The 26,754-nt window shown below is 63.4% G+C and carries 26 protein-coding genes and 1 pseudogene; 3 read left to right on the top strand and 24 right to left on the bottom strand.

All coding sequences use genetic code 11. The features are described 5' to 3' along the window. Positions 1–81: 81 nt before the first annotated feature. Positions 82–903: a sensor histidine kinase gene (locus tag OKW39_RS36375; RefSeq protein WP_090808324.1), complete on the bottom strand. Its 822-nt coding sequence runs from the start codon at positions 901–903 to the stop codon at positions 82–84. Between the two features lie 195 nt (positions 904–1,098). Here OKW39_RS36375 and OKW39_RS36370 point away from each other — a divergent pair, with 195 nt between their 5' ends. Both OKW39_RS36370 and OKW39_RS36365 read left to right on the top strand, forming a co-directional pair. Beyond that, on the top strand, positions 1,099–1,440 hold the full coding sequence (locus tag OKW39_RS36370; protein ID WP_090808322.1) for an FKBP-type peptidyl-prolyl cis-trans isomerase: 342 nt from the start codon (positions 1,099–1,101) through the stop codon (positions 1,438–1,440). Positions 1,441–1,459: 19 nt separating this feature from the next. Continuing rightward, the gene (locus OKW39_RS36365; protein WP_429564829.1) at positions 1,460–2,248 is read left to right on the top strand and encodes a helix-turn-helix domain-containing protein; all 789 of its coding nucleotides are present in this window, start codon (positions 1,460–1,462) and stop codon (positions 2,246–2,248) included. A 306-nt stretch (positions 2,249–2,554) separates the two neighbouring features. On the opposite strand, the pseudogene OKW39_RS36360 reads toward OKW39_RS36365, so the two are convergent. The 13 genes and pseudogenes from OKW39_RS36360 to asd all read right to left on the bottom strand — a co-directional run bounded on the left by OKW39_RS36360 (position 2,555) and on the right by asd (position 17,456). Then, a pseudogene (locus OKW39_RS36360) lies at positions 2,555–3,054 on the bottom strand (PLP-dependent transferase). Positions 3,055–3,294: 240 nt separating this feature from the next. After that, entirely contained in the window at positions 3,295–4,845 is a 1,551-nt protein-coding gene (gene purF, locus OKW39_RS36355) for an amidophosphoribosyltransferase (RefSeq protein ID WP_090810350.1), read from the bottom strand. 89 nt (positions 4,846–4,934) lie between these two features. Next, entirely contained in the window at positions 4,935–5,486 is a 552-nt protein-coding gene (locus OKW39_RS36350) for a CvpA family protein (protein ID WP_429333079.1), read from the bottom strand. 25 nt (positions 5,487–5,511) lie between these two features. Beyond that, on the bottom strand, positions 5,512–6,456 hold the full coding sequence (locus OKW39_RS36345) for an SPOR domain-containing protein (protein WP_429564828.1): 945 nt from the start codon (positions 6,454–6,456) through the stop codon (positions 5,512–5,514). A gap of 29 nt (positions 6,457–6,485) precedes the next feature. Then, a complete protein-coding gene (gene folC, locus OKW39_RS36340) occupies positions 6,486–7,796 on the bottom strand; it encodes a bifunctional tetrahydrofolate synthase/dihydrofolate synthase (protein ID WP_429564827.1) in 1,311 nt (436 codons plus the stop codon). Between the two features lie 320 nt (positions 7,797–8,116). Further along, positions 8,117–8,989: an acetyl-CoA carboxylase, carboxyltransferase subunit beta gene (gene accD / locus OKW39_RS36335; protein ID WP_090808311.1), complete on the bottom strand. Its 873-nt coding sequence runs from the start codon at positions 8,987–8,989 to the stop codon at positions 8,117–8,119. A gap of 79 nt (positions 8,990–9,068) precedes the next feature. Beyond that, the gene (trpA, locus tag OKW39_RS36330; RefSeq protein WP_184036040.1) at positions 9,069–9,881 is read right to left on the bottom strand and encodes a tryptophan synthase subunit alpha; all 813 of its coding nucleotides are present in this window, start codon (positions 9,879–9,881) and stop codon (positions 9,069–9,071) included. 80 nt (positions 9,882–9,961) lie between these two features. Next, a complete protein-coding gene (locus OKW39_RS36325; RefSeq protein ID WP_429333082.1) occupies positions 9,962–10,876 on the bottom strand; it encodes a DNA-methyltransferase in 915 nt (304 codons plus the stop codon). A gap of 9 nt (positions 10,877–10,885) precedes the next feature. Then, positions 10,886–12,079, bottom strand: a complete 1,194-nt coding sequence (gene trpB / locus OKW39_RS36320) for a tryptophan synthase subunit beta (protein WP_090808306.1) — start codon at positions 12,077–12,079, stop codon at positions 10,886–10,888. A gap of 60 nt (positions 12,080–12,139) precedes the next feature. After that, positions 12,140–12,850 carry a phosphoribosylanthranilate isomerase gene (locus OKW39_RS36315; RefSeq protein ID WP_429565486.1) on the bottom strand — a complete coding sequence of 237 codons (711 nt, stop codon included), beginning with the start codon at positions 12,848–12,850 and terminating at the stop codon, positions 12,140–12,142. Beyond that, positions 12,847–13,659, bottom strand: a complete 813-nt coding sequence (truA, locus tag OKW39_RS36310) for a tRNA pseudouridine(38-40) synthase TruA (protein WP_429333083.1) — start codon at positions 13,657–13,659, stop codon at positions 12,847–12,849. Before truA ends, OKW39_RS36315 begins: the two co-directional genes overlap by 4 nt. Then, a complete protein-coding gene (locus OKW39_RS36305) occupies positions 13,656–16,196 on the bottom strand; it encodes a FimV/HubP family polar landmark protein (RefSeq protein ID WP_429564826.1) in 2,541 nt (846 codons plus the stop codon). Before OKW39_RS36305 ends, truA begins: the two co-directional genes overlap by 4 nt. 138 nt (positions 16,197–16,334) lie before the next feature. Further along, positions 16,335–17,456, bottom strand: coding sequence for an aspartate-semialdehyde dehydrogenase (gene asd, locus OKW39_RS36300; protein ID WP_090808298.1), 1,122 nt, complete (start codon positions 17,454–17,456; stop codon positions 16,335–16,337). Between asd and OKW39_RS36295 the strand changes: the two genes are divergently transcribed. Then, positions 17,455–17,652: a hypothetical protein gene (locus tag OKW39_RS36295; RefSeq protein WP_429564825.1), complete on the top strand. Its 198-nt coding sequence runs from the start codon at positions 17,455–17,457 to the stop codon at positions 17,650–17,652. The two genes, asd and OKW39_RS36295, sit on opposite strands and share 2 nt — an antisense overlap. Before the next feature lie 165 nt (positions 17,653–17,817). Here the strand turns inward: OKW39_RS36295 and leuB are convergent, their stop codons facing one another. From leuB to sdhC, 10 genes are all read right to left on the bottom strand, one after another. Next, a complete protein-coding gene (gene leuB, locus OKW39_RS36290; RefSeq protein ID WP_090808296.1) occupies positions 17,818–18,885 on the bottom strand; it encodes a 3-isopropylmalate dehydrogenase in 1,068 nt (355 codons plus the stop codon). 90 nt (positions 18,886–18,975) lie between these two features. Beyond that, positions 18,976–19,629 (bottom strand): 3-isopropylmalate dehydratase small subunit, encoded by a 654-nt coding sequence (leuD, locus tag OKW39_RS36285; protein ID WP_090808294.1) that lies wholly within the window; start codon positions 19,627–19,629, stop codon positions 18,976–18,978. A gap of 84 nt (positions 19,630–19,713) precedes the next feature. Continuing rightward, positions 19,714–19,872, bottom strand: a complete 159-nt coding sequence (locus OKW39_RS36280; protein ID WP_018424119.1) for an entericidin A/B family lipoprotein — start codon at positions 19,870–19,872, stop codon at positions 19,714–19,716. 5 nt (positions 19,873–19,877) lie between these two features. Then, on the bottom strand, positions 19,878–21,287 hold the full coding sequence (leuC, locus tag OKW39_RS36275; RefSeq protein WP_184036019.1) for a 3-isopropylmalate dehydratase large subunit: 1,410 nt from the start codon (positions 21,285–21,287) through the stop codon (positions 19,878–19,880). A 319-nt stretch (positions 21,288–21,606) separates the two neighbouring features. Next, positions 21,607–22,908 carry a citrate synthase gene (gene gltA / locus OKW39_RS36270; RefSeq protein ID WP_090808288.1) on the bottom strand — a complete coding sequence of 434 codons (1,302 nt, stop codon included), beginning with the start codon at positions 22,906–22,908 and terminating at the stop codon, positions 21,607–21,609. A gap of 72 nt (positions 22,909–22,980) precedes the next feature. Continuing rightward, entirely contained in the window at positions 22,981–23,253 is a 273-nt protein-coding gene (locus OKW39_RS36265) for a succinate dehydrogenase assembly factor 2 (RefSeq protein WP_018424116.1), read from the bottom strand. An 84-nt stretch (positions 23,254–23,337) separates the two neighbouring features. Further along, positions 23,338–24,042 carry a succinate dehydrogenase iron-sulfur subunit gene (locus OKW39_RS36260; RefSeq protein ID WP_090808286.1) on the bottom strand — a complete coding sequence of 235 codons (705 nt, stop codon included), beginning with the start codon at positions 24,040–24,042 and terminating at the stop codon, positions 23,338–23,340. Positions 24,043–24,068: 26 nt separating this feature from the next. Then, a complete protein-coding gene (gene sdhA / locus OKW39_RS36255) occupies positions 24,069–25,844 on the bottom strand; it encodes a succinate dehydrogenase flavoprotein subunit (RefSeq protein ID WP_184057561.1) in 1,776 nt (591 codons plus the stop codon). 4 nt (positions 25,845–25,848) lie between these two features. Continuing rightward, complete coding sequence (gene sdhD, locus OKW39_RS36250) at positions 25,849–26,217, bottom strand: succinate dehydrogenase, hydrophobic membrane anchor protein (RefSeq protein WP_184038008.1); 369 nt, start codon at positions 26,215–26,217, stop codon at positions 25,849–25,851. Positions 26,218–26,220: 3 nt separating this feature from the next. After that, positions 26,221–26,637, bottom strand: a complete 417-nt coding sequence (gene sdhC, locus OKW39_RS36245) for a succinate dehydrogenase, cytochrome b556 subunit (protein ID WP_090808277.1) — start codon at positions 26,635–26,637, stop codon at positions 26,221–26,223. Positions 26,638–26,754 lie beyond the last annotated feature (117 nt).

Here is a 26,754-nt window from a genome sequence, read left to right as displayed (position 1 = left end):
TCCGGCAACAAAAGTTGTCAGTATAGGGGCTGAAAGCTCGATGAATTCTTGATTGTGCGCCAACGCATTCGCGCGCGACGCTCATTTCGGCCCCGCCGCGCTGAATGGCACGCGCAGCACGAGCGTGGCGGGGGTCGCGGTGACGCCGTCCGCTTCCGTCGTATCGCTTTGCTCGAAGCTTCCGCCGTGCGCCTCCGCGACGCGTTTGCACAACGCGAACACCCACGCGATGCGCTTCGCCTCGTGCGGTTCGCCCGCCTGCTTGCGCGCGAACGCTTCGAGCACATGCGGCAGCGCGGCGTCGTTCAACGCGGCCTCGTTCGGCTCGTACGTGACGCTCGCATGCCATGTGCCGTTGTCCGCGCGCGCGGCCAGTGCGACCTCGGTGCCCCGCGCGCTCGCTTCGACGGCGAACGTCAGCATCAGCCACACCGCGGCGGCGAGCCGAGCGCGGTCTCCGTTCAGTTGCTCGGTGGCGATCTGCGAGTCGAGCCGCACTTCGACGCCGCGCGCGCGGGCGAGGCCGGCGCGGACTTCCTCGACGGTTTCGTCGAGCAGCGGATGCAGCGGAAAGGGTTCATACGTGAGCGCGAGCGATTTCGTTTCGGCGCGCGTCGCATCGACGATCGTCTCGAGCAGCTTCACCTGCTGATCGACGCCGCTGCGAATGCCGGTGATCGCGCGCTGCGAATTGGGATCGTTCGCGTCGAGCTTGCGCTCGAGCACGTACGCCCAGCTATGAATCGCATTCAACGGACCGCGCAGGTCGTGCGACACCTGCGACAGCACGTGATCGCGCATGAACAACGCGGTTTCCGCGCGCAGCAGCGCGCTGCGTTCGGTGATGACGAAGCCGGCCGACGCCGGCTGGGCGCCAGCAGTCCCGTTGGGTGACGTAGTCACGATCGAGTCCTCTCAGGCAACGCTGGATGATGGGGGGAAGCCTCATTATAGGCATCCCGTTCGGACCGGCCAGTCGAGGCCGAATCGCGACGCGGGACGCAATCCGCATGCCATGCGCGGAACCGGACCAGACTCGGCGATCGACGTCAACGCGCCTACAATGTCGGTTTTACGTTTTGATCTGAGGAGCAACGCATGTCGACTGTGACGACCGAATCCGGCCTGAAGTACGAAGATCTCGTGGAAGGCACCGGCGCCGAAGCCGTGGCCGGCAAGACCGTGACCGTGCATTACACGGGCTGGCTGACCGACGGCCAGAAGTTCGATTCGAGCAAGGACCGCAATGACCCGTTCGCGTTCGTGCTGGACGGCGGCATGGTCATCAAGGGTTGGGACGAAGGCGTGCAAGGCATGAAGGTCGGCGGCAAGCGCAAGCTGACCATTCCGCCGCAACTCGGCTACGGCGTGCGCGGCGCGGGCGGGGTGATTCCGCCGAACGCGACGCTCGTGTTCGAAGTCGAACTGCTCGAAGTCTGAGCCACGCCTGAGTATTGTCGTGAGCCACGCCGCCGTCACCGCCCCCAACGTTTCGCTGCGCTGCTATGGCGCGATCGAAGCGTCGGACGTGCACGACTTCCACCAGGTCGTGCTGGGGCTCGACGGCGCAATGGTGATGGCGGTTGACGGCGTCGCCGAGCAGATCGACGCCGGCTCCGCATGGCTGATCCCGGCCGGCGCGCGGCACGATTATGCGGGTGTCGGCACCAACCGGCAGCTCGTGCTCGATTTGCCTGCGGCGTCGCTGGCGGTGCCCGAGCGGTTGTTCGAGCGCGCGCGCGCCGTGGCCGTCGATCCATCGCTCGCACAGCTCGTGCACGCGATTGCCGCGCATGCTGCGGGCAGCGTGGGCGAAGCGCAAGGTAATGCCTTCGGTCACCGTCGCTTTCATTGGGATGCTGCGGCACGCCTGGGCGCCGCGCTTGTCGCCGATTCCGGGGCGCTTGCCGGTGTGCAGAGCGAAGGCGTTCGTCTCGATTTCGCGCGCATCGACCGCTGGCTGCGCGCGCATCTGTCCGAGCCGCTGAAGATCGCGGACCTCGCCGCGCACTGCGGCTTCGGCATGCGGCGTTTTCATCAACTGTTTATCGATGTGTTCGGCGAGACGCCGCATCGCTATTTGCAGCGGCTGCGGCTCGACACGTCGATCACGCTGCTTGCGGAAGCGCGTCTTTCGTTGACCGATATCGCGCTCGAGATCGGTTTCGGCGATCAGAGCGCTTACACGCACGCGTTCACGCGGCGTTTCGGGCTGGCGCCCGGGCAGTGGCGCGCGTTGCGGCACTGAGCGCGGCGGAGGTGGCGCGGAGGCGCTTTGAGGCCTTTGAGGCCTTTGAGGCCTTTGAGGCCTTTGAGGCCATTTGAAGCCTGTATGCCGCGAACAGGTTTTGCCCTGCCTGTCAGCTTTCGAGCCCACATTGCAGATCCGCACGGATATCGCCCGCGTTTTCAAGCCCCACCGCAAATTCGAGCCCCGGATAGAACACGCGATTGACGGCCGGATGCGAGTTGAGCCAGCGCTGCGTACGAACGGAAACACCTTTTCCATGATGATTTTCTTCGAACCGACCAGCGCGCCGCCGAGCACACGGCCCTAGCCGTCGAGGAACCTGGTCGCAGAATGCATGACGACGTCCGCGCCGAGCTTCAGCGGCTGCTGCGACGCCGGGCTGCAGAAGCAGGTATCGACGACGAACAGCGCATTCGCGTAATGCCGAACTTGCTGAAGATCTGCGAGAACATGCCGAGCGTCGAGCCGAACAGCGCCCGCGAGCTGACGAGGTGATCGCCCGTCTGCAACGTCGACATCACGACCGACATGATCGCGGCCATGCCCGAAGCCGTCGCGATGCAGGCCTCGCCGCCTTCGAGCGCGGCCAGACGGTCCTGGAACATCGACACGGTCGGGTTCGAGAAGCGCGAGTACGTGAAATAGTCCTCGGAATTCCTGAAGCGCTCGGCGGCGTCCGCGGCGCTCGCGAACACGAAGCTCGAGGTCAGGAAGATCGCTTCCGAGTGCTCGTTGAAATCGCTGCGCACGGTGCCCGAGCGAACGGCCAGCGTGTCGAAGTCAAAGTCGTGGAAGTCGTCCATGTGGGTTCTGGTCTCCAGGTTTCCGTGGCTGCTTCCGTGGCTAAATGAGGCAGCAACAAAAAAGCCCGCTTTTGCGTCGGCATAAGCGGGCTTCATGTACGGGGAGAGGCTGGAGCCAGGGCGGACGACTGTCGCGTTCCGCCCTTCGCTTTAGCTGTTTCGGGTTGCCCCGCGTCCGCAAGCTGAGATCAAATCGACGCAAGCCAACATGTTAATGCGCTCGGGGCGCGGTGTGTACGCTCAACCCACCGACAGTTGCAGATGCAGCTGCGAACGCGCCGGGCCGCCACCGTCGATCGCTTCGCTCGCGGCATCGCGATCCGATTGCGACGACGGCGCGAGACGCGCGCTTTCGATGCGGTCGAGGTATTCGGTCGTGATGTCGCCGGTCACGTAGTTGCCGTCGAAGCACGAAGCCTCGAACTCCTTCAGCGCCGGATTGATATCGCGCACCGCCTGCTTCAGCGCATCGACGTCCTGATACACGAGGTGATCCGCGCCGATCATGCGCGCAACTTCCTCGTCCGAGCGGCCGTGCGCGACCAGTTCGCCACGCGTCGGCATATCGATGCCGTAGACGTTCGGGAATTTCACCGGCGGCGCCGCCGACGCGAAAATCACCTTGTTCGCGCCCGCATCGCGCGCCATCTGTACGATTTCATGCGACGTCGTGCCGCGCACGATCGAGTCGTCGACGATCAGCACGTTCTTGCCCTTGAACTCGATGTTCATCGCGTTCAGCTTCTGGCGCACCGACTTCTTGCGCACCGCCTGCCCCGGCATGATGAAGGTACGGCCTACATAGCGGTTCTTGAAGAAGCCCTCGCGATACTCGACGCCGAGCTTCTTCGCGACCTGCATCGCGGCCGGGCGCGACGAATCGGGAATCGGCATCACCACGTCGATTGCGACGTCGGGCAGCTCGCGCCTGATCTTCTCGGCGAGGTAGTCGCCCATGCGCAGACGCACGTTGTAGACCGGCACGCCGTCGAGCACCGAATCCGGACGCGCCAGATACACGAGTTCGAAGATGCAGGGGTTCAGGCTGGTGGTCGTCGCGCATTGCTGCGAATGCAGCTGGCCTTCGGCGTCGATGAAAATCGCCTCGCCCGGCTGCACGTCGCGCACGAATTCGAAACCGACACCTTCAATCGCCACCGATTCCGACGCCAGCATCCACTCGACGCCGTCAGCCGTTTCCCGTTTGCCGAGGCACAGCGGACGGATGCCGAACGGGTCGCGGAGACCAAGCAGGCCGTAGCCAGCGATCAACGCGACGATCGCATACGAGCCGCGCACCCGCCGATGCACACCCGACACCGCCTTGAACAGCGCGGCCGGATCGAGCTGCAGACCCGAGCTCGACAGTTGCAGCTCGTGCGCGAGCACGTTGAGCAGCACTTCGGTATCGGAATTGGTGTTCACGTGGCGGCGGTCGATGCGGAACATCTCATCTTTCAGCTGCTGCCAGTTGGTGAGGTTGCCGTTATGCGCGAGGATGATGCCGAACGGCGCGTTCACGTAGAACGGCTGCGCTTCTTCTTCGCTCGACGCCGAACCGGCGGTCGGGTAACGGACCTGGCCGATGCCCGTCGTGCCCGGCAGGCTGCGCATGTTGCGCGTGCGGAACACGTCGCGCACCATGCCGTTGGCCTTGTGCATGTGGAAATTGCTGCCGTTCGCCGTCGCGATGCCGGCGGCGTCCTGACCGCGATGCTGCAGAAGCAGCAGGCTGTCATAGATCAGCTGGTTGACCGGGGAATGGGAAACTACGCCTACGATGCCGCACATGGCATGTCCTTCAAAGGTAGGAAATTCGTGATGGCGACCGGTGCCTGCGACCGCGCCCGCGCTTTCATGCGACGGCACGCGCTACGACGTCAAGGCAGCCGGTATGCGCCGGAGTCCTGTTGCGCATTGCTCGGGGCGCCCGAATCGTCCACATGGACGTAAGCGGCGAGCGCCTCGGGGAGCAGCGGTTTCATTGCGCGTACGCCCGCAACCGCATACGGACGAAGCAGCGCGTTGCGCCAGAATTCCTCTTTGGGCAGTTCGGTCAAGCCTGCGAGGGCGACCAGAATCAGCACCAGAACGACCCCACGCACGAGGCCGAACATCAAACCGAGCGAGCGGTCCGCACCACCCAGTCCCGTGACCTGCACGAGGCGGCTGAGCAGCGCGCTCACTACGCTCGTGACCAGCACTACGCCGATCACCACGAGCGCAAAAGCCAGCAGCCACTGCGTCAACGCGCCGCCCGGCCAGGTAGACGGGATATACGGGACCACGTAGCCCACGAACTCGCAAGCGATGAAAAACGCCGCGACCCAGCCGATCAAACCAAACACTTCCGACAGCAAACCGCGCCAGGCGCCTCGCAGCGCCGACAAACCGATCACCGCCATTACAGCGTAGTCGAAGGCAGTGAACATCGCTCGCTCAGTGAACATCGCTCGCTTACTGTGCTCTGCCGCCGTTCGAGCCCGACACGAGGCCCGCCTCGCGGACCTTCGCGACAGCGGCGGTGGCCGCGGCGCGGTCGGCGAACGGGCCTGCACGCAGCAATGTCAGCGTCGAGCCGTCGGCTTGCTTCCTATGTTCCGTATATGTGGGCACGCCTGCCGCTTTCAACTTCGCGGCCCAATTGCGCGCGTTCGCTTCGTTCGAGAAGGCGCCGAGCTGCACCGCGAAACGGTTGCCCGGCGGCGAAGCCGGCGTGCCGGAGTTCGCGTCGGCGCTGGCGGTGGCCGTGTTCGCTTCGTCGTCGGTCGACGCCGACGGTGTGGTGGCGGGTGCCTTCGTCTGTTTGGCGGGGACAGCAGGCGCGGTGTTGGCTGCGAGCGATTGCGTTTGCGGCTTCGCGGTGGGCTTCGGCGTCGCGGCGGTAACAGCGCCAGTTGCGGCGGAGGGGGTCGCGCCTTGTTTCGCTGCGGTCGATTGCGTCGATTTGGCGGCGAAGACCGAGGCTGCCGCCGTGGTCGCCGCGCTCGTTGCCGGCGCGAGGCCGGACGCAGCCACGCCCGTGTCGGCGGCCGGCGGATTGTCCAGCGCGACGCCGGCCTGCACGTCTTCGTTGGCGGTGGATCTGGAGAGCTTCGGCGCGGGCCGGTTCGGAATGTCGATCGAGATGTCGTCGGTGACGGGCTTGGGGTGCGAGTCCAACACCATCGGCAGGATGATCACCGCCGCGACAACCAGTGCGATTGCGCCGACGAGCCGGCGGCGCGCGCGCTGCTTTTCCGGCAGCGTGGGGTCGAGCAGCATTGCATCTGCATCGACGGTGCGCTCGGTGCGGCGGGTGCGCCGCTCGACGCGTTCACCCCGGGTGGCCCGATTGGAACTGGTGTTTGCGCCGCGCCGGCTGGGCGCGTCGTCTTTCTTGCCGAACGAGAAAATTCCCATGAATCGCTTGGTTCGAGCCTGGTGCCCGCTCAGTGTTGCTGCGATTTCCGGTAGGCCATCACACCCGCTACCGTATAGAAACTGCCGAAAACCACGATTCTATCATTCTCTGACGCACGTTTTAGCGCGTCCTGGAAAGCCTGCGCCGGCGTCGCGTAATGCATGACGCTGCTGTCGGCGCCGTCTTCCACGCCCAGCTCGCGCAACACGGTTTCCAGCTCTTGCGCGGACGCGGCGCGTGGGGTCGGCAGATCGGTCACGCACCAGTGATCGATCTCGCCTTTCAGATGACTTAGCACGCCGGCGATGTCCTTGTCGCGCATCGCGCCGAACACCGCGTACGTGTACGGGAAAAAGCCCATGTTGCCGAGGTTCTGCCCGAGCACCGCGGCGGCATGCGGATTGTGGCCGACGTCGAGCACGATGGACGGCTTGCCCGGCAGTACCTGGAAACGGCCCGGAAGATCCACGTTGGCGATGCCGAGCCGGATGTCCTGCGCGGACACCGGCAGACGGTCGCGCAAAGCTTCGAGCCCGGCCAGCGCCGCCGACGTGTTGATCAGCTGATTCGCGCCGCGAAGCGATGGATACGCGAGCGCCGAGCGCCGCAGCGTCGGGCCGACATAGCTCCACTGCTGTCGCTCGCTGCCGGCCTGGCCTTCGTAACGGAAATCGCGGCCGAACAACCACAATTGCGCCCCGATCTTTTCCGCGTGATCGATCAACGATTGCGGCGGCACCGGGTCCGCGCAAATCGCGGGCTTGCCGGGACGGAAGATACCGGCTTTTTCGAACGCGATTTTTTCGCGCGTGTCGCCGAGATAGTCGGTGTGGTCAATATCGATGCTCGTGATGATCGCGCAGTCGGTATCGAGGATATTGACCGCGTCGAGACGGCCACCGAGGCCAACTTCGAAAATCACCGCGTCGAGGCCGCGCGACCCGAACAGGCTCATGATCGCTAGCGTCGTGAATTCGAAGTAGGTCAGCGTGACCGGTTTGGCGAGGCTCTGGCGCGCGGCCTCGACGGCTTCGAAGTGCGGCAGCAGATCTGCGTCGCTTGCCATTGCCCCATTGATACGCGCGCGCTCGTTGAACGACAGCAGATGCGGCGACGTGTGGCAGCCGACCGTATAGCCCGCGCGCAGCAGGATCGCTTCGAGAATCGCGCAGGTCGAGCCTTTGCCGTTCGTGCCGCCCACCGTGATGATCGGGCACGCAAACGATAGCTGCATCGCATCGCGTACCTGGGAGATGCGGCCCAAACCCATGTCGATGCCGACCGGATGCGCGGATTCAAGGTGCGTGAGCCACGCGTCGAGAGTGGGGAATGTCGTCATCGGGTGAATCTTGAGTGAGTCGCGGTAGTTCGGTTCTGCAGTGCTGCGAAGGGTGCTGGTCAGGCGGTTGCGGTCGAGGGTCGCGGGTCGCCGGTCATGGGCGTAGGCCGTTGCGCGGTTTATGCGCACAAACCCGCGCCTTGAGCCGCGCCAGCTTCGGCTTCGACCGCTGCCGCATCGCAGGCGACGGTAATTATCCTGGAAATGACAGCGCGCCGCTTGATTGCTCACGCGGCGCGCTATTTTTTGATTGCTTCTCTGGCTCCACCGCGTCTTCGACAGCGCGGCGAAAGAGCGGCAAATGCGGTGCTGCCCGGCTTTTACGCGACCGCGTCCGCCGGCTGATGGCTCAACAGCGCCAGCAATTGCGCGATCTCTTCGCGCAGCTTGCGACGATCGACAATCATGTCGATCGCGCCCTTTTGCAGCAGAAACTCGGCGCGTTGGAAGCCTTCCGGCAGTTTCTCGCGCACGGTCTGTTCGATCACGCGCGGACCAGCAAAGCCGATCAGCGCCTTCGGTTCGGCGATCACGACGTCGCCGAGGAATGCGAAACTCGCGGACACGCCGCCCATCGTCGGGTCGGTCAGCACCGAGATGAATGGCAGCCGGGCTTCCGCCAGCTTCGTGAGCATCGCGGTGGTCTTTGCCATCTGCATCAACGACAGCAAGCTTTCCTGCATCCGCGCGCCGCCCGAAGCGGTGAAGCAGATGAACGGCACTTTCTGTTCGAGCGCGTTCTGCGCGCCGCGCGCGAAACGCTCGCCGACCACCGAACCCATCGAGCCGCCCATAAACGAGAACTCGAAGTTCGCCACGACGACCGGCAGCGTGTGAATCGCGCCGCCCATCACGACCATTGCGTCGGTCTCGTCGGTTTCGTCCATCGCCTCTTTAATGCGCTCAGGGTACTTGCGGCTATCTTTGAACTTCAGCGCGTCGACCGGAACGATTTCCTGGCCGATTTCGTAGCGGCCTTCCGGATCGAGCAGGCTGTCGAGCCGCTCACGTGCGCCGATGCGCATGTGATGGTCGCACTTGGGGCAAACATGCAGATTGGCCTCGACGTCGTTGCGATACAGCACGGCTTCGCACGACGGGCACTTGATCCACAGGCCTTCCGGAATTCCCTTGCGGTTTTTCGGATCGGTTTGTTTGATTTTCGGCGGCAGCAGCTTATCGAGCCAGCTCATAGGGAATCCTTCTGGGTCAGCAGTCGCGCGAACGGCGGGACGAGCCCGCCGCTCACGTTACCGCGACAAAAAATAACTGTTATCGGGCAGTCGCAACGCTATCGAGCGCCTCGCGCACCTCGGCAACGAAACGCGTGAGCGTCTCGGCAGCGGCGTCGGGCGCTGCCTGTTCGAGCAATTGAACGATACGGCTGCCGATCACGACGGCATCGGCCACCTCGCCCACCGCACGCGCCGTTTGCGCGTCGCGAATGCCGAAACCGACGCCCACCGGCAGGGGGACGCGCGACTTGATGGCCGGGATTTTACTCGCGATGCTGGAAACGTCCAGATTTGCGGCGCCGGTGACCCCTTTCAGCGACACATAGTAGACGTAGCCGCTAGCGATGCGGCCGACTTCGGCGATACGTTCGTCGGTTGAAGTCGGCGCGAGCAAAAAGATCGGATCGATCCCGGCAGATTGCATCTGTTCCGCGAAGTTTGCGCACTCTTCAGGCGGATAGTCGACCACCAGCACGCCATCGACACCGGCTTCCTTCGCGGCTTTCGCGAAGGCCTCGGCGCCCATTCGCTCGATCGGATTCGCATAGCCCATCAGCACGACCGGGGTTTTGTCGTCGGCTTCGCGGAAGCGTTTGACGTCGGCCAGCACATGGCGTAGCGACACGCCCTTCGCGAGCGCGCGTTCAGACGACTGCTGAATGACAGGACCGTCTGCCATTGGGTCGGAAAACGGCACGCCTAGTTCGATCACATCGGCGCCGCCGGCGGCGAGGGCGTGCATGAACTCGACCGTGCGAGCCGGGTCCGGGTCGCCAGCGGTCATGAACGGGATCAAGCCTTTCTTACCTTGGGCGGACAGCGCGGCAAACGTGTTCTTGATACGGGACATGGAAGTACTCTCGAATTAGGGCTATTGCGCGCCCATTGCCGCGCGCTTTTCAGCGAACTTAGCGGCGCATCTCGCGCTTTTCACTGCACTTCGGTCGGCGGCTGCACTTTTGGCCTGGCTCGGGTCCGACGGGGCGCAGCAGGCGTAGCGGCGGCGCTGACGCGCTCGCGCGCTATCGCACAATAGCTCTCGTTGATCTCATAGCCGACGAATTCGCGCTGATGACGGACGCAAGCGACTGCGGTGGTGCCGCTGCCCATGAATGGGTCGAGCACGCGGCCGCCCTTCGGGCAGCAGGACAGTACCATCCGCTCGACGATTTCCAGAGGTTTCTGGGTTGGGTGCGCAACGCGCTCGGCATGCTGCCGATGCAGACGCGATACCGACCAGACATCCTTCGGATTATAGCCAAGCTCCAACCACTTGCTTCCTTCGAACAACTTTCGCGAACGCGCCTTCTTCGTGACTGCATCGTACGGGATGCGGACGGGATCGAGATCGAAGAAGTAGTCCTTCGACACGGCGAAAAAACCGATGTTGTCATGCACTGACGTGAAGCGGCGCGTGGTGCCGCCCATACTCGGCACGCGCCGGTCCCAGATGATTTCGTTGACCATCGTGAGTTTCGTCTTCAGGAAACTGAAGATTTCCGGCGCGTATTGCCAGGTGCAGAAGATATAGAGCGACCCTGTTGGCTTGAGCTTCGGTACAGCGAGCTCGAGCCAGCCGCGCGTCCAGACGAGAAATTCCTCGCCCGTGCGCATGTCCGAGTCGTTGCCATAGTCCTTCCCCAACCCATAAGGCGGATCACAGACGATCAGGTCGATCGACTCATCGGGAATGTTCGCTACATCGGTTAGAAAATCGCGGTTCAATAGCTGAATGCCCGCAGGCACCTGCGCCAGCAGCGGTGCGGATGCCGCGGCCGCCGGGACTTCGGCGGCCGGATTCGTGGATTCAATCGCCGGCTGCGGCTCGTCGAACTCGTCGCGCATCGTCGCGGCTCAGAACTGGATACCCGATCGCTCAGCGACCGTGTGCATGTCCTTGTCGCCGCGGCCCGACAGGTTGACCAGCAGAATCTTGTCTTTCGACAAGGTCGGCGCGAGTTTCGTAGCGTAAGCGAGCGCGTGGCTCGACTCCAGCGCAGGAATAATGCCCTCGATGCGGCAGCAATCGTGGAACGCCTTCAGGGCTTCTTCGTCGGTGATGCCTACGTATTGAGCGCGATTGCTCTCTTTTAGCCACGCGTGCTCGGGGCCGACACCCGGGTAGTCGAGGCCTGCCGACACCGAATGCGTCTCGATGATCTGGCCGTCTTCGTCTTGCAGCAGATACGTGCGGTTACCGTGCAACACGCCGGGACTACCGCCGATTAGCGATGCCGCGTGACGACCCGTTTCGAGGCCGTCGCCGGCCGCTTCGACGCCGATCAACTGCACGGAACTATCGTCGATATACGGGTAAAAGATCCCCATCGCATTCGAACCGCCGCCAACACACGCGATGACGGCGTCCGGCTGGCGGCCAGCGAGTTCTGGCATCTGCACGCGGCATTCGTCGCCGATCACTCGCTGGAAGTCGCGCACCATCATCGGGTACGGATGCGGACCCGCAACCGTGCCGATGATGTAGAACGTGTTTTCGACGTTGGTGACCCAGTCGCGCATCGCTTCGTTCAGCGCGTCCTTCAGCGTGCGCGACCCCGATTCGACCGGCACGACCGTCGCACCGAGCAGTTTCATGCGATAAACGTTCGCGGCCTGGCGGCGCACGTCCTCGGCGCCCATGTAGACCACGCACTCCATACCGAAGCGCGCGCAGATTGTCGCCGTGGCCACGCCGTGCTGACCGGCGCCGGTTTCCGCGATCACGCGCGGCTTGCCCATGCGCTTGGCGAGCAGCGCCTGGCCGATCACGTTGTTGATCTTGTGCGCGCCGGTGTGATTCAGGTCTTCACGCTTCAGATAAAGCTGCGCGCCGCCGAGCAATTCGCTCCAGCGCTGGGCGTGATAAATCGGGGACGGGCGACCCACGAAATACTTCAATTCGCGCTCGTATTCGGCGACGAACTCGGGGTCTTTCTGATATTTCTCGTACGCTTCACGCAACTCGTTGAGTGCGGAAAACAGCGTTTCGGCGACGAACACACCACCAAATTGGCCGAAGTGGCCTCTTTCGTCAGGCAAGTTGTACATGGTGATCACTTTTCTCAGGATGGCTCGCGGCTTTCATCGGAAAGCGCCCGCGAGCCTGAATCATTCAGCGTCCGCAGCGCGCACCGTGCGTACAAACGCCGCCATCCGGGCGTGATCCTTCACGCCCCGGGCGCCCGCTACTTCGATGCCGCTCGAGACATCGACCGCGTACGGGCGCACGCGATGGATCGCATCACTGACGTTTTGCGCGTTCAACCCACCACTCAAAACGGCCCGACGCGCGAGCTCTGCTGGAATAAGTGACCAATCGAAAACCTTCCCACCGCCGCCGTAGCCTTCGACATGGGTGTCGAATAGAAGACCACTAGCTGCTGAATAGTTGAATGCCGATTTTACCAAATCGGCCGCTCGAGTATCCGCCGCAACTCGCAACGCGCGCAACCAAGGCAAACCCGCAACGCCGGCGAGCGCCTCGCACTGCTCAGGCGTCTCGTCGCCGTGGAACTGCAACAGCGTCAGGTTCACGTTGCTCGCGACTTCGTGAATCCATTCCGCCGTCGCGTTGACGAACAGACCGACGACCGACACGAACGGCGGCACCTCGTGCACGAGTTCGACCGCTTGCGCGACGCTCACCGAGCGCGGGCTCGGCGGATAGAACACGAGGCCGATCGCGTCGGCGCCGAGGTCGATCGCGTGTGCAATGTCGACGGGTTTCGACAGTCCGCACAGCTTGATGCGCGTGCGATGTGGCACGCCTTGCAAGGCGGTGGCGTCGGTCTGAATGGCGGGGTTCTCTGCTGCTTTCATGTTTCCGGTTGTTCGGTCCATACGCTGCTCCACGGCACGCTGCCCGTCGCCGGGTCGGGCACGCCGAATTGCTCAGGATAGCCCACTTGCGCGAGGTACAAGCCGTCGGGCATGAAGGTCGGCGCCGCGCAATCGCGGCTACGGCTCGCGAGCACGTCGGCCATCCACGCGGCCGGGCGGCGGCCGCTGCCGATTTCGATCAGACAGCCCATGACGTTGCGCACCATGTGATGCAGGAACGCGTTCGCGCGGAAGCGGAAATGCACGAAGTTACCCTGTCGTTTGACGTCGATCTGGTACAGGTGCTTGAACGGCGTCTTCGACTGGCATTGCGACGAACGAAACGCCGAAAAGTCATGCTCGCCGATCAGGTGCTCGGCGGCCGAGCGCATCGCGTCGACGTCGAGTGGCGTGTGCACCCAGCCGGCGCGCGTCGTGAGCATCGGCGAGCGAACCGGACTTACGTACAGCACGTAGTAATAGGTCCGCTCGAATGCCGAAAACCGCGCGTGAAAATCGTCGGGCATCGGCTTGGCCCATTGCACGCCGATCGTCTTCGGCAGAAACGCGTTCGGGCCGCGCACCCAGGAGATCTCGAGACGATCGAGGTCGGTGTCGAAATGCACGACCTGACCCAAGCCATGCACACCGCGGTCGGTGCGGCCGGCGACCACCGTCTGCACGGGCCTGCGCATGAATTCGCGCAGCGCCCGTTCGAGCTCGTCCTGTACCGTGTTGCCGTGCGGCTGCGACTGCCATCCAGTGAACGCGGCGCCGTCGTATTGCACGCCTAATGCGATGCGCTTCACGACAGCGGTGCGAGAGTCGAAAGCAACGCGCGGGCTTCGGTGCGCGTGGCTGGATCGTTTGCTTCGATCACTTCGTTGATGAGCGCGCGGGCGCCCGCCAGATCGCCGAGCTCGATGTACTCGGAGGCCAACTCCAGCTTGTTGCGCGCGATGCGGCCGAGATCGGCCGGTGTGAAGGCCGGCAATGGCTGAGCCGGGCTCGGCGGCAACTCGAGGTCGAAGTCGAGCTTCAGCGCGCCGAAGCCGGCCGCGCCGAGGCCCGCGACGGCGCCGTGGCCGGCTGTGCCGGCGGCGATCTGGTCGGCGATGTGCGGGGCGTCGTCGTCCGCGCCATGGACGCCGAAGGCCTGCTGCGCGGTCGTGTCGGGCGATGCGACCGGTTGCGTCGAAAGCGACGTGGAAAGCTCCGCTTCGCCGAGGGTGGGCACGTCGATGCGCGGTGGCAGCGGCATGTTGAGGCTGCCGAACGCGTCGACGGCCTCGCGCGGGAACTCGGTCGGCGCGGACGGCGCGCGTTCCGTCGGCACGGGGATGTCGCTGAACGGCTGACCGAACGACGTAGTGGCGCGCGGTTCGATCTGATGTTGCGTGAAATCGATCACTGGGGGTGGAACGTTCAAGGGGGACTGCGGTTCGGCCGTCGCGGTGTGCGACGCTGTCGAGGGCGGTTCCGCGGCGCTTGGGCTCGGGGTTGTCGTCGTGCCTGTTGTTTTCTCTGCGGTCGGACTTTCTGTGGGTTCCTCGTCCCATTGCAGGCGATGCGCGTTCTCGTCCTGCGTCGCGGCGCCAACCGGTTCGAGCGGTCCCAACGGCAACGCGTCGGCGCCGAGTTCTGCCGCGGCGGCGAGATTGGCGGCCGTCGCGGCGGAGCGCAGCGTCTCGTCATGGGCGGGTGCGACCGCCGGTGGATCGCTGGACAGTTCGCTTTGGCTGGGTAGCGGGATGCTGGCGAGTGGCGCCGTCGGTGCAGTAGGTTCGGGCGTGCCTGCTTGCTGTGCCGCCTGTTCTTCTGCGGCGCGCTCGGATGCGCTGCGTTCTGCTGCTATGCGTTCCGCTTCCGCAAGTTCGGCGGCGACGCGTGCTGCTGCTTGTTCGGCTGCTGCGCGTTCCGCCGCGGCGTGTTCTCCGGCCGCTGCTCGCTCTGCTGCGGCTCGCTCCGCTGCCGTCTGTTCGGCTGCTGCACTTTCCGCTGCGGCTTGCTCGACTGCTGCACGTTCGGCTGCCGCGCTTTCTGCTGCGGCTTGCTCGGCTGCCGCACGTTCCGCAGCCGCATGCTCTGCTGCTGCGGCCTGCCGTGCAACCTCTTGATCTTGCGCGTCCGATCCTTCCGTGACCGCGGCCTGCCCCGCCGCCGCGCTGCCATTGCGCGAATCGGCCTCACGCGCGGATCTCGCCATTTCCGCATCAGTTGCCTGGGCAGCCCGTGCCGCGGCCTCTTTATCGCGCTTGCGGCGACCCATGCGCAGAGCAGCGAGCAGAACGATCAGTGCCGCGCCCACGGCCGCCGCGATGCTCAAATCGCGCTGAGAGATGCCGCCTTCATTCGACGGCGACGTCGTCACATTCGCATGCTCCGGCGCCGCGGCCACGGTCGCCGCGGAACCTGCCGGTGCCGGCTGCGCAGCGCTCGTCGGCGTTGGGCCTGAAGCGACGGGCGCCCCGCCGATACCGTGCTTCTGCAACTCCATCAGCACGCGGTTTTTCAGCGCCAGCAATTGCTGCAGACTCGACACCTGCGGATGCGGCTGCGAAGCCGCCTGCGCGGCCGCGGTCGCTGCCGACGGCGCTTGTCCGGCGGGCGCGCTCGCCGCCGGTTGAATCGATCCGGCCCATTCCCGCGTGCCACTCGTCGCCACCGGCGCCGAACCGGCCACTGGCGCGGACGAAACCGCACCGCCCGCCGCCGCGCTGGCCGCGCCGGAAACCGTGGATGCGGCTGGCGTCGTCGCTTGAGCCGCCGCGCTGGCCGCACTCGCGGCGGCGGCGTTGACCTGCGCGACTGCACTCGCCGTGCTGGCGGCAGCCGCCGCGGCCGGCGCGGCAGTCGGCGCGGCAGCGGGCGCAGCCGCCGTGGACTCCGACGCCCCTGCCGCGGCCCCAGTCGACGAAACCGCCAAGGCCCCCGACGCATCGAGCGCCGGCACGATCAACACCGCTCCTACACGCATCCGGCTCGGATCGTGATTCATGAACGCGGCCGGATTCGTGTCGAACAATGCGTGCGTAGCGCGCGCGAGTACCGCCCGGTCATGCGACTGCGTAATAGCGATCGCGACATCGTTCAGCGACTGCCCTGCGTGTACGGTGTACTGAGAGCCCGCAGCGACAGCAACGACAGCGGTAGTGGAACTGACAGCGAAAGCGGCATCCGGCGCGCTCGTGGCACTGGCCGGCGCGGCAAGCGCATTGCCCGCGCCACCGCCGAGCAGCGCAAGGGCGAAAGTGGCACAAGCGGCCATCGCCGCCGGACGGCTGCTGAATCGCACCTTCTCGTGACGAATGGACATAGCCCGAAGAGCGGAGCGTCGAAAGTTCATCGGGACTCCTGGGCGCGTCAGCGCGCAGCCTTTTTTGCGAGTGGAAAGAGACAAGATGATCGGAGCACACAATGAAAAAGCGCCGCGCAAGCGCGACGCTTCTTGAGTTGTCTACGCGTCGTGAGCGCGTAGTTTACTTTACTTGTCGAGCACAATGCGAAGCATACGACGCAGCGGTTCAGCCGCGCCCCACAGTAGCTGATCGCCGACAGTGAAGGCCGACAGATACTCGCCGCCCATCGCGAGCTTGCGCACGCGGCCGACCGGCACCGTCAGCGTACCGGTGACAACCGCCGGGGACAGATCGCGCATCGACGCTTCGCGTTCGTTCGGCACAACCTTGACCCAGTCGTTGCCCGACGCGAGGATGCTGTTCACTTCGTCGAGCGGCACGTCCTTGTTCAGCTTGATCGTGAGCGCTTGCGAATGGCAGCGCATTGCGCCGATCCGCACGCACAGACCATCGACGGGAATCGAACCCGGCGTGCCCATGGCCGGCTTGCCGAGGATCTTGTTGGTTTCCGCGCCGCCCTTCCACTCTTCCTTCGACATGCCGTTGCCGAGATCCTTGTCGATCCACGGAATCAGCGAGCCCGCGAGCGGCACGCCGAAGTGGCCGGTCGGCATGCTGTCGCTGTTCATCGCTTCGAGCACGCGGCGGTCGATGTCGAGAATCGCCGAAGCCGGGTCTGCCAGTTCGTTCTTCACCGCGCCGTGCAGCGTGCCCATTTGCGACAGCAATTCGCGCATGTTCTGCGCGCCCGCGCCGGATGCGGCCTGATAAGTCATGGCCGTCATCCAGTCGACGAGGTTTTCGCGGAACAGGCCGCCCAATGCCATCAGCATCAGGCTGACCGTGCAGTTACCGCCGATGAAATTCTTCTGGCCTTTGACGAGCGCGTTCTTGATCACGTCGAGGTTGACCGGGTCGAGAATGATGACCGCGTCGTCCTTCATGCGCAGCGACGATGCCGCGTCGATCCAGTAGCCGTTCCAGCCCGCCGCGCGCAGCTTCGGGAACACTTCGTTCGTGTAGTCACCGCCCTGGCAGGAAATGATCGCGTCGCACTTCTTCAGGTCGTCGATGCTTGTCGCATCTTTGAGCCTGGTCTCGTTTTTGGCGAACGAAGGCGCGTTGCCGCCCGCGTTGCTGGTGCTGAAAAACACCGGTTCGATCAAGTCGAAATCGCCTTCCTGCTGCATACGTTGCATCAGGACGCTGCCGACCATGCCGCGCCAACCTACGAGACCTACGTTCATGACTTCATACCCTTCGAATGGAAACTTCCCCGCGTCTTTGCCCGCAGTGACCGCGCGGGGAAGATGGGCGGGCACGACGGACGATCAGCGCTTCGTGATCGTTTTCGGGGTAATGGTTTTGACGGTAATGGCGAACTCGATCGCACGGGCCGTTGTGCCGTGCATTTTGGAAATCGAGGAGATTTGGGAGATCTGAGCCATCAAAACAATATACACGAAAACGGAAAACCGGCGGGCGTTCTTCGCCGTATGACGCGCAAATCGGCCTGTTTCAAGGCCCGATTCGCGTTTTTAAAAGGCCAGTATCGTTGACCTGACCACCGCATGCCCTCGCTCTGCGAGCGCATGCGGTACACGCGTTTTACAGCGCGGCCACGACGGCATCGCCCATCGCGGCGGTGCCGATCTGCTTGCAACCCGGCGTGAGAATGTCGCCGGTGCGATAGCCCTGTTCGAGCACCTTCTTCACCGCGGTTTCGATGCGATCGGCCTGCTCCGCCTTGTTCAGCGAATAGCGCAGCATCATCGCGGCCGACAGGATCGTGGCGAGCGGATTGGCCACGCCCTTGCCGGCGATATCCGGCGCGGAGCCATGCGACGGCTCGTACAAGCCCTTGTTGTTCTTGTCGAGCGATGCCGACGGCAGCATGCCGATCGAGCCGGTCAGCATGGCCGCCTCGTCGGACAGGATGTCGCCGAACATGTTGCCGGTCACGATCACGTCGAACGACTTCGGCGCCTTCACGAGCTGCATCGCGGCGTTGTCGACGTACATGTGCGACAGTTCGACGTCCGCGTATTCCTTCGACACGTCGATCATCACGTCCTTCCAGAACTGCGACGTTTCGAGCACGTTGGCTTTATCGACCGAGGTGAGCTTCTTGCCGCGCTTTTGCGCCGCCTGGAATGCGACGTGCGCGATGCGGCGCACTTCGGGTTCCGAATAGCGCATCGTGTCGAAGCCTTCCTTTGCGCCGGCGAACAGGCCGTCCGGCGACGTACGCACGCCGCGCGGCGCGCCGAAGTAAATGTCGCCGTTCAGTTCGCGCACGATCAGGATGTCGAGACCCGAAACGATCTCTTCCTTCAGCGACGACGCGCCCGTCAGTTGCGGGTAGCAGATCGCCGGACGGAAGTTCGCGAAAAGTTCCAGGTGCTTGCGCAGACCGAGAATCGCCTGCTCAGGGCGCAGCGCGCGTTCGAGCTTGTCGTACTTCCAGTCGCCGACCGCGCCGAACAGGATCGCGTCGGCTTCCTTCGCGAGCGCGAGCGTCGAGTCCGGCAGCGGGTGGCCCTTCGCTTCGTAGCCTGCGCCGCCGACCGGCGCTTCTTCGAGTTCGAACTTCTCGCCGAGCACGTTCAGGACCTTGACGGCCTCCTTGACGATTTCGGGACCGATGCCGTCGCCCGGCAACACTGCGATCTTCATGCGAATTCCTTGATGATTTTTTCGGATCTTTCTGGCGCAAACCGACATTGGCGCGCGGACTTCACGCCCCTAACGCCCTCACGGTTTTGCTTAGCGGACGAGGCGATGGTTCAGCCACGGTTGCTTCGCGAGACGCTCCGCTTCGAATTGGCGGATCTTGTCCGCGTGACGCAGCGTGAGGCCGATGTCGTCGAAACCGTTCAGCAGACAATACTTGCGGAACGCAGCGACTTCGAACGGATATTCGGTGCCGCCGTCGGCCGTGCGCACGACTTGCGCTTCGAGGTCGATCGTCAGCTCGAAGCCGTTGAACGCATACGTCTCGTTGAACAGATGATCGACCTGCTGTTCGGTCAGCACGATCGGCAGCACGCCGTTCTTGAAGCAGTTGTTGTAGAAGATGTCCGCGAAGCTCGGCGCGATCAGCGCGCGAAAGCCGTATTGCTGCAACGCCCAGGGCGCGTGTTCGCGCGAGCTGCCGCAGCCAAAATTCTTGCGCGCGAGCAGCACCGAGGCGCCCTGGTAGCGCGGCTGGTTCAGCACGAAATCCGGGTTCAGCGGACGCTTCGAGTTGTCTTGACCCGGTTCGCCGTGGTCGAGGTAGCGCCATTCGTCGAACGCATTCGGACCGAAACCGGTGCGCTTGATCGACTTCAGGAACTGCTTCGGAATGATCGCGTCCGTGTCGACGTTCTCGCGATCGAGCGGCGCCACGACGCCGGTGTGTACGATGAATTTATCCATGACGCTTGCGCCTGTTCAGGACCGGGCGATGCGACTGGCGGCTGGAACCCCCGCGCCGTATCGCCGGCAAAAATCAAAAACCGCTTATTTCTCAGCGTGATTGCTGATCGAATTGCCGAGGTGCGACATGTCCTGGCCGAATCCGTGCACCGTGTTGCAGCCGGCAAGACCGAGCAGGAGCCCGGCGAACGTGCCGAGTGCGAAGCGGCGCAACAGAGTGATGCGATTCATGTTCTTCATCATGCGATTTATCCGAGCTTGCGAATGTCGACGAAATGCCCTTCGATGGCCGCAGCCGCGGCCATCGCGGGGCTCACCAGGTGCGTGCGGCCACCAGCGCCCTGACGACCTTCGAAATTGCGGTTCGACGTGGACGCGCAACGCTCGCCCGGCTCGAGCCGGTCGGCGTTCATTGCCAGACACATCGAGCAGCCCGGCTCGCGCCATTCGAAACCGGCCTCGGTAAAGACCTTGTCGAGGCCTTCACGCTCCGCCTGCGCCTTCACGAGACCCGAACCCGGCACGACCATCGCCAGACGGATGTTCGGCGCGACCCGACGGCCGAGCTTCTTCACGACATAAGCCGCGGCGCGAATGTCTTCGATGCGCGCGTTGGTGCACGACCCGATGAAGATTTTATCCGGCTTGATCGACTCGATCGGCGCGTTCGGCTCGAGCGCCATGTACTTGAGCGCGCGCTCCATCGCGTCGCGCTTGACCGGGTCCTTTTCGCGCTCCGGATCCGGCACGCGGCCGTCGATCGGCGTGACCATTTCCGGCGACGTGCCCCAGGTGACCTGCGGCACGATTTCGGCGGCGTTCAACTCGACCACGCGATCGAAATGCGCTCCGTCGTCCGACTTGAACTGCTTCCAGTACTCGACCGCGTGATCCCACTCGACGCCCTGCGGCGAGAACGGACGGCCTTTCAGGTATTCGACCGTGGTGTCGTCGACGGCGACCATGCCGGCGCGCGCGCCCGCTTCGATCGCCATGTTGCAGACCGTCATGCGGCCTTCCATTGTCAGCGAACGGATCGTCGAGCCGCCGAATTCGATCGCGTAGCCGGTGCCGCCCGCGGTGCCGATCTTGCCGATGATCGCGAGCACGATGTCCTTCGCGGTACAGCCGCGCGGCAATTGGCCCTCGACCTTCACGAGCATGTTCTTGCTCTTCTTCTGCAGCAGCGTTTGCGTGGCCAGCACGTGCTCGACTTCCGACGTACCGATGCCGTGCGCGAGCGCGCCGAACGCGCCGTGCGTGGACGTGTGCGAGTCGCCGCAGACGATCGTCATACCCGGCAGCGTGGCGCCCTGTTCCGGCCCGATGATGTGAACGATGCCCTGACGCAGGTCGTTCATCTTGAACTGTGTGATGCCGAAGGCGTCGCAGTTGGCGTCGAGCGTGTCGACCTGCAGCTTCGACACCGGATCGGCGATGCCGTGGCTGCGGTCCGTGGTCGGCACGTTGTGGTCGGACACGGCCAGGTTCGCGCTGATGCGCCACACCGGACGCTCGGCCATCTTCAGGCCTTCGAACGCCTGCGGGCTGGTCACTTCATGCAGCAGGTGACGGTCGATGTAGAGAATCGTGGTGCCGTCGTCTTCCGTGTGGACCACGTGCGTGTTCCACAATTTGTCGTAGAGAGTCTGTGCCATGGTATGCGGAGTAGTAGTGACTGCGGGCTGACTGTGTCGATTGATTATGCCACGCTGCACACCGCGATGGGCTGCTCAGCCGACGAAAAAACCGATAAAAAACATGGAGTTGGCTGGTAGTGGCAATACCTGTATCGTCGTTACCCGGCAAGCGTTGGCCCCAGCGACGCCAATGCGCCGCATGCGCGACGCGTAGCTGCCGCCGAAACGGAAAACGCCCCAACGGTAAACCCGTCGAGGCGTTTTATTCACTCCAATTTCGCGCTTTTGCACGGCACGAATGCCGCTGCGAAGCGCGCGTATTGAGGTCGATCAGCGATCAGCGCTGTGCGATCGGCTTCGCTTCACGCAGCGTCTCGCCGATGAACAGCTGACGCGGACGGCCAATCTTCTGCTCGGGATCGGCGATCATTTCGTTCCACTGCGCGATCCAGCCGACCGTGCGTGCCATCGCGAAGATACACGTGAACATCGACGTCGGAATGCCCAGCGCGCGCTGCACGATGCCCGAGTAGAAGTCGACGTTCGGGTACAGCTTGCGCGACACGAAGTATTCGTCTTCGAGCGCGATCTTTTCGAGTTCCATCGCGAGCTTGAACAGCGGATCGTCGTGCAGGCCCAGCTCTTCGAGCACTTCGTAGCAGGTCTCGCGCATCAGCTTCGCGCGCGGGTCGTAGTTCTTGTACACGCGGTGGCCGAAGCCCATCAGCTTCACGCCCGAGTTCTTGTCCTTCACCTGCTTGATGAACTCAGAAATGTTGTCGACCGAGCCGATTTCTTCCAGCATGGTCAGCGCGGCTTCGTTCGCGCCGCCGTGCGCCGGGCCCCACAGACACGCGATACCCGCCGCGATACACGCGAACGGATTCGCGCCCGACGAACCGGCGAGCCGCACGGTCGACGTCGACGCGTTCTGCTCGTGGTCAGCGTGCAGGATCAGGATACGGTCGAGCGCGCGCACCAGCACGTCGTTGACCTCGTACTCTTCGCACGGGTTCGAGAACATCATGCGCATGAAGTTCGCGCTGTACGACAGGTCGTTCTTCGGATACACGAACGGCTGGCCGATGCTGTACTTGTACGCCATCGCGACCAGCGTGGGCAGCTTCGCGATCATACGGATCGCCGACACTTCGCGGTGATGCGGGTTATTGATGTCGAGCGAGTCGTGATAGAACGCGGACAGCGCGCCGACCGCGGCGACCAGAATTGCCATCGGGTGCGCGTCGCGGCGGAAGCCGCGGAAGAAGAACTGCATCTGCTCGTGCACCATCGTGTGCTTCGTGACGGTGCCGACGAATTCGACCTTCTGCTTCTGGTTCGGCAGCTCGCCGTTCAGCAGCAGGTAGCAGGTTTCGAGGAAATCGGCGTTTTGCGCGAGGTTGTCGATCGGGTAGCCGCGGTAGAGCAGTTCGCCCTTGTCGCCGTCGATGTAGGTAATCGCCGAATTGCACGCCGCCGTCGACATGAAGCCCGGGTCGTACGTGAATTTGCCGGTCTGGCCGTACAGTTTGCGAATGTCGATCACATCCGGGCCAATCGTGCCCTTGTAAATCGGCATTTCGACGCTCGGCGAATTGTCGCTGAACGATAGCGTGGCTTTAACATCTGACGGGGTCATAGCACATCCTCAATCGAAGTATGGATACAGGGTTTCGATAATTGCACGCCTGGAACAACGGACTGGCGGCGCTCAAGCGTTGCGCAGCAACTCCAGAACCCGGACCACGTCCGGGTCGGCCAGATCGCCTTCAGGTTCCTTGCGCGCGAGCAGCAAGTCCATCAGGTCGTTATCGCTCAGCTCGAGCAGGCGCGTGAGTGCGCCCACGTCGGCATCGCTGAGGTCATGCTCATATCGGCTGAAAAAACGCTCGAAAATCAGGTCGTTTTCCAGCAGGCCCCGCCGTGCGCGCCAGCGAAGACGCGCGCGGCGGAGGGGGTCGGACTGATGCGATGTTTCGGTCATGTCGGTACACCCCGCGCCGCGCCCGGGCGCACTGACCGCCCTCTCGGGGACAGCGCGCGCCAGGGAGCGCGGAGCTCATTGATACTAGACAGCGCGGCGAACCATCAATTCCTTGATCTTGCCGATTGCCTTGGTAGGGTTAAGGCCCTTCGGACAAACGTCGACGCAGTTCATGATGGTGTGGCAACGGAACAGACGGTACGGATCTTCCAGGTTGTCGAGACGCTCGCCGGTTGCCTCGTCGCGGCTATCCGCGATGAAGCGGTAGGCTTGCAGCAGACCAGCCGGGCCGACGAACTTGTCCGGATTCCACCAGAAGCTCGGGCACGACGTCGAGCAGCTCGCGCACAGAATACATTCGTACAGGCCGTCGAGCTCGTCGCGTTCTTCCGGCGACTGCAGACGTTCCTTTTCCGGCGGCGGCGTATCGTTGATCAGGTACGGCTTGATCGAGTGATACTGGTTGAAGAACTGCGTGAAGTCGCAGATCAGGTCGCGCACGACGGGCAGGCCCGGCAGCGGACGCAGCACGATCTTCTGCGGCAGGTCGTTCAGGTTCGTCAGGCACGCGAGGCCGTTCTTGCCGTTGATGTTCATTGCGTCCGAACCGCACACGCCTTCGCGGCACGAGCGACGGAACGACAGGGTTTCGTCGAGCGCCTTCAGCTTGATGAGCGCGTCGAGCAGCATGCGTTCGTGCGAGTCGATTTCGATCTCGTACGTCTGCATGCGCGGAGCGGCGTCCTTGTCCGGATCGTAGCGGTAAATTTCAAATGTACGCTTGGCCATTTCTCTGAATTCCTTTGACTTGTGCCTTAGAAGGTACGCGCTTTCGGCGGAACCGATTCGACGGTCAGCGGCTTCATGTGAACCGGCTTGTAGTCGAGGCGATCGCCTTCGCTGAACCACAACGTATGGCGCAGCCAGTTTTCGTCGTCGCGATGTTCGAAGTCGTTCTGCGCGTGCGCGCCGCGGCTTTCCTTGCGCGCTTCGGCGGAGACCATCGTGGCGCGTGCCACTTCGATCAGGTTCGCCACTTCGAGCGCTTCGATGCGAGCCGTGTTGAACACCTTCGACTTGTCCTTCAGATGGATGTTGTCGACGCGTGCCGCCACTTCACGGATGGCCTCGACGCCTTCGGACAGCAGAGCCGAGGTACGGAACACACCAGCGTGCTTCTGCATCGTGCCGCGGATGTCGTTCGCGACCGACTGTGCGTACTCGCCCGACGACGAGTTGTCCAGCTTCGCCAGACGCGACAGCGCGAAGTCGGCTGCATCGGCCGGCAGCGGCTTGTGTTCCTTCAGTTCCTTCACGTGCTTGACGATGTGGTTGCCGGCAGCGCGGCCGAACACCACGAGGTCGAGCAGCGAGTTCGTGCCAAGGCGGTTTGCGCCATGCACCGACACGCACGAGCATTCGCCCACTGCGTAGAAACCGTTGACGACTTCTTCGGGGCCGCGCGGCGTCCCGACGACCTGGCCGTTGATGTTCGTCGGAATACCGCCCATCTGGTAGTGGATGGTCGGCACGACCGGGATCGGCTCCTTGATACAGTCGACGTTCGCGAACTTCAGCGCGATTTCGCGGATCGACGGCAGACGCTTCATGATCGTCTCGGCACCGATGTGCGACAGGTCGAGCAGCACGTGATCCTTGTTCGGACCCACGCCGCGGCCTTCCTTGATTTCCTGGTCCATCGAACGCGAAACGAAGTCGCGCGGCGCCAGATCCTTCAGCGTCGGCGCGTAGCGTTCCATGAAACGCTCGCCGTTCGAGTTACGCAGAATACCGCCTTCGCCGCGCACGCCTTCGGTGATCAGCACGCCCGCGCCGGCCACGCCGGTCGGGTGGAATTGCCAGAATTCCATGTCCTGCAGCGCGATGCCCGAACGGGCCGCCATGCCGAGGCCGTCACCGGTGTTGATGAACGCGTTGGTCGATGCCGCGAAGATCCGGCCCGCGCCGCCCGTGGCGAACAGCGTGGTCTTGCCTTCGAGGATGTAGACGTCGCCGGTTTCCATTTCCAGTGCGGTCACGCCGAGCACGTCGCCGTCGGCGTCGCGGATCAGGTCCAGCGCCATCCATTCGACGAAGAATTGCGTCTTGGCAGCAACGTTCTGCTGGTACAGCGTGTGCAGCAGCGCGTGACCGGTACGGTCAGCCGCCGCGCAGGCGCGTTGCACCGGCTTTTCGCCGTAGTTCGCGGTGTGCCCGCCGAACGGGCGCTGATAGATCGTGCCGTCTGCGTTACGGTCGAACGGCATGCCGAAGTGTTCGAGTTCGTAGACGGCGTTCGGTGCTTCACGGCACATGAACTCGATCGCGTCCTGGTCGCCGAGCCAGTCGGAGCCCTTGATCGTGTCGTAGAAGTGGTAGTGCCAGTTGTCTTCGCTCATGTTGCCGAGCGAAGCGCCGATGCCGCCTTGGGCCGCGACCGTGTGCGAACGCGTCGGAAACACCTTGGACAGCACGCAGACCGACAGACCGGCACGCGCGAGTTGCAGCGACGCGCGCATCCCCGAGCCGCCCGCGCCGACGATGACGACGTCGAAGCGGCGACGCGGCAGAGAATTCTTGATTGCAACCATGCTTTTATACTCTCCAGAGAATCTGCGCAGCGTAGCCCGCACATGCGAGCAGCCAGAGGATCGTCAGCACCTGGAGGACGAGACGCGTGCCAACGGGCTTCACGTAATCCATCCAGATGTCACGGATACCAACCCACGCGTGGTAGAACAGCGAGAGAAGCGTGACGAACGTGGCGAGCTTCATCCACTGCGTCGCGAAGATCGACGCCCAGCCGTCGTACGAAAAGTCGCGCGCGAGGAAGAACCACGCGAGCAGAATCACCGTGTACACCGCCATCACGCACGCGGTGACGCGTTGCGCGAGCCAGTCGCGCAGACCGTAATGCGCGCCGACGACGAGACGCTTCGAACCGATTCGGTTATTGGCTGACATTTTTTAGAATGCTCCGAACAGTTTTGCCGCGAATGCGATGGTAAGCAGCGACGACACGACGATCACCACGATGGAGGTCGATTTGCCCTTCTCTTTCGACACGGCATCATGATTCGTATCCATCACGAGGTGACGGATGCCGGCGCAGAAGTGGAACAGGAAGGCCCACGCGAGAACCAGCGTGATCAGCTTGACGATGATGTTGGAGAGGAAGCCTTTGAATACTTCGAAGCTCAGTTCGGAAGTCAGGCTCTGATCGAAGAGGAACAGCAGGAACGGAAGGAAGAGAAACAACAAGGCACCGCTCACGCGATGCAGAATCGACACGCGCCCCGCCAGCGGGAGACGGTATGCCGTCAGTATTTGCCCAATACCGATGTTCCGGAATTCCGGCCTCGGTTTTTTTACGGCTTCTGCCATGCTAGACCCCTACTATGTAGTCACACTAATCCGCAATTTTAGCGCCTTTTTATATCGCGCTGCAGCGAAAACCACGCTGGGTCCTTTGCGGCGCGCGCATTAAAAGCGCCTTCCGAT

The sequence above is a fragment of the Paraburkholderia sp. MM6662-R1 genome, assembly GCF_050436245.1.
In the GTDB taxonomy this organism is placed as follows: Bacteria; Pseudomonadota; Gammaproteobacteria; order Burkholderiales; family Burkholderiaceae; genus Paraburkholderia; species Paraburkholderia tuberum.
Note: the sequence above shows the minus strand (reverse complement) of the source record. Positions and strands in the feature narration are given on the sequence as shown.

What these genes read in the sequence shown, in the direction of transcription:
- leuD (WP_090808294.1), bottom strand. Translation starts at nt 19,629, where the DNA reads ATGGATAAATTCATCGTACACACCGGCGTCGTGGCGCCGCTCGATCGC.
- trpB (WP_090808306.1), bottom strand. Translation starts at nt 12,079, where the DNA reads ATGTACAACTTGCCTGACGAAAGAGGCCACTTCGGCCAATTTGGTGGT.
- folC (WP_429564827.1), bottom strand. Translation starts at nt 7,796, where the DNA reads ATGACGACATTCCCCACTCTCGACGCGTGGCTCACGCACCTTGAATCC.
- asd (WP_090808298.1), bottom strand. Translation starts at nt 17,456, where the DNA reads ATGAACGTAGGTCTCGTAGGTTGGCGCGGCATGGTCGGCAGCGTCCTG.
- OKW39_RS36295 (WP_429564825.1), top strand. Translation starts at nt 17,455, where the DNA reads ATGACTTCATACCCTTCGAATGGAAACTTCCCCGCGTCTTTGCCCGCA.
- gltA (WP_090808288.1), bottom strand. Translation starts at nt 22,908, where the DNA reads ATGACCCCGTCAGATGTTAAAGCCACGCTATCGTTCAGCGACAATTCG.
- leuB (WP_090808296.1), bottom strand. Translation starts at nt 18,885, where the DNA reads ATGAAGATCGCAGTGTTGCCGGGCGACGGCATCGGTCCCGAAATCGTC.
- sdhC (WP_090808277.1), bottom strand. Translation starts at nt 26,637, where the DNA reads ATGGCAGAAGCCGTAAAAAAACCGAGGCCGGAATTCCGGAACATCGGT.
- OKW39_RS36325 (WP_429333082.1), bottom strand. Translation starts at nt 10,876, where the DNA reads ATGCGCGACGAGTTCGACGAGCCGCAGCCGGCGATTGAATCCACGAAT.
- trpA (WP_184036040.1), bottom strand. Translation starts at nt 9,881, where the DNA reads ATGTCCCGTATCAAGAACACGTTTGCCGCGCTGTCCGCCCAAGGTAAG.
- OKW39_RS36345 (WP_429564828.1), bottom strand. Translation starts at nt 6,456, where the DNA reads ATGGGAATTTTCTCGTTCGGCAAGAAAGACGACGCGCCCAGCCGGCGC.
- OKW39_RS36370 (WP_090808322.1), top strand. Translation starts at nt 1,099, where the DNA reads ATGTCGACTGTGACGACCGAATCCGGCCTGAAGTACGAAGATCTCGTG.
- OKW39_RS36350 (WP_429333079.1), bottom strand. Translation starts at nt 5,486, where the DNA reads ATGTTCACTGCCTTCGACTACGCTGTAATGGCGGTGATCGGTTTGTCG.
- sdhA (WP_184057561.1), bottom strand. Translation starts at nt 25,844, where the DNA reads ATGGTTGCAATCAAGAATTCTCTGCCGCGTCGCCGCTTCGACGTCGTC.
- OKW39_RS36315 (WP_429565486.1), bottom strand. Translation starts at nt 12,850, where the DNA reads ATGAAAGCAGCAGAGAACCCCGCCATTCAGACCGACGCCACCGCCTTG.
- sdhD (WP_184038008.1), bottom strand. Translation starts at nt 26,217, where the DNA reads ATGTCAGCCAATAACCGAATCGGTTCGAAGCGTCTCGTCGTCGGCGCG.
- purF (WP_090810350.1), bottom strand. Translation starts at nt 4,845, where the DNA reads ATGTGCGGCATCGTAGGCGTAGTTTCCCATTCCCCGGTCAACCAGCTG.
- OKW39_RS36260 (WP_090808286.1), bottom strand. Translation starts at nt 24,042, where the DNA reads ATGGCCAAGCGTACATTTGAAATTTACCGCTACGATCCGGACAAGGAC.
- OKW39_RS36305 (WP_429564826.1), bottom strand. Translation starts at nt 16,196, where the DNA reads ATGAACTTTCGACGCTCCGCTCTTCGGGCTATGTCCATTCGTCACGAG.
- leuC (WP_184036019.1), bottom strand. Translation starts at nt 21,287, where the DNA reads ATGGCACAGACTCTCTACGACAAATTGTGGAACACGCACGTGGTCCAC.
- OKW39_RS36265 (WP_018424116.1), bottom strand. Translation starts at nt 23,253, where the DNA reads ATGACCGAAACATCGCATCAGTCCGACCCCCTCCGCCGCGCGCGTCTT.
- accD (WP_090808311.1), bottom strand. Translation starts at nt 8,989, where the DNA reads ATGAGCTGGCTCGATAAGCTGCTGCCGCCGAAAATCAAACAAACCGAT.
- OKW39_RS36280 (WP_018424119.1), bottom strand. Translation starts at nt 19,872, where the DNA reads ATGATGAAGAACATGAATCGCATCACTCTGTTGCGCCGCTTCGCACTC.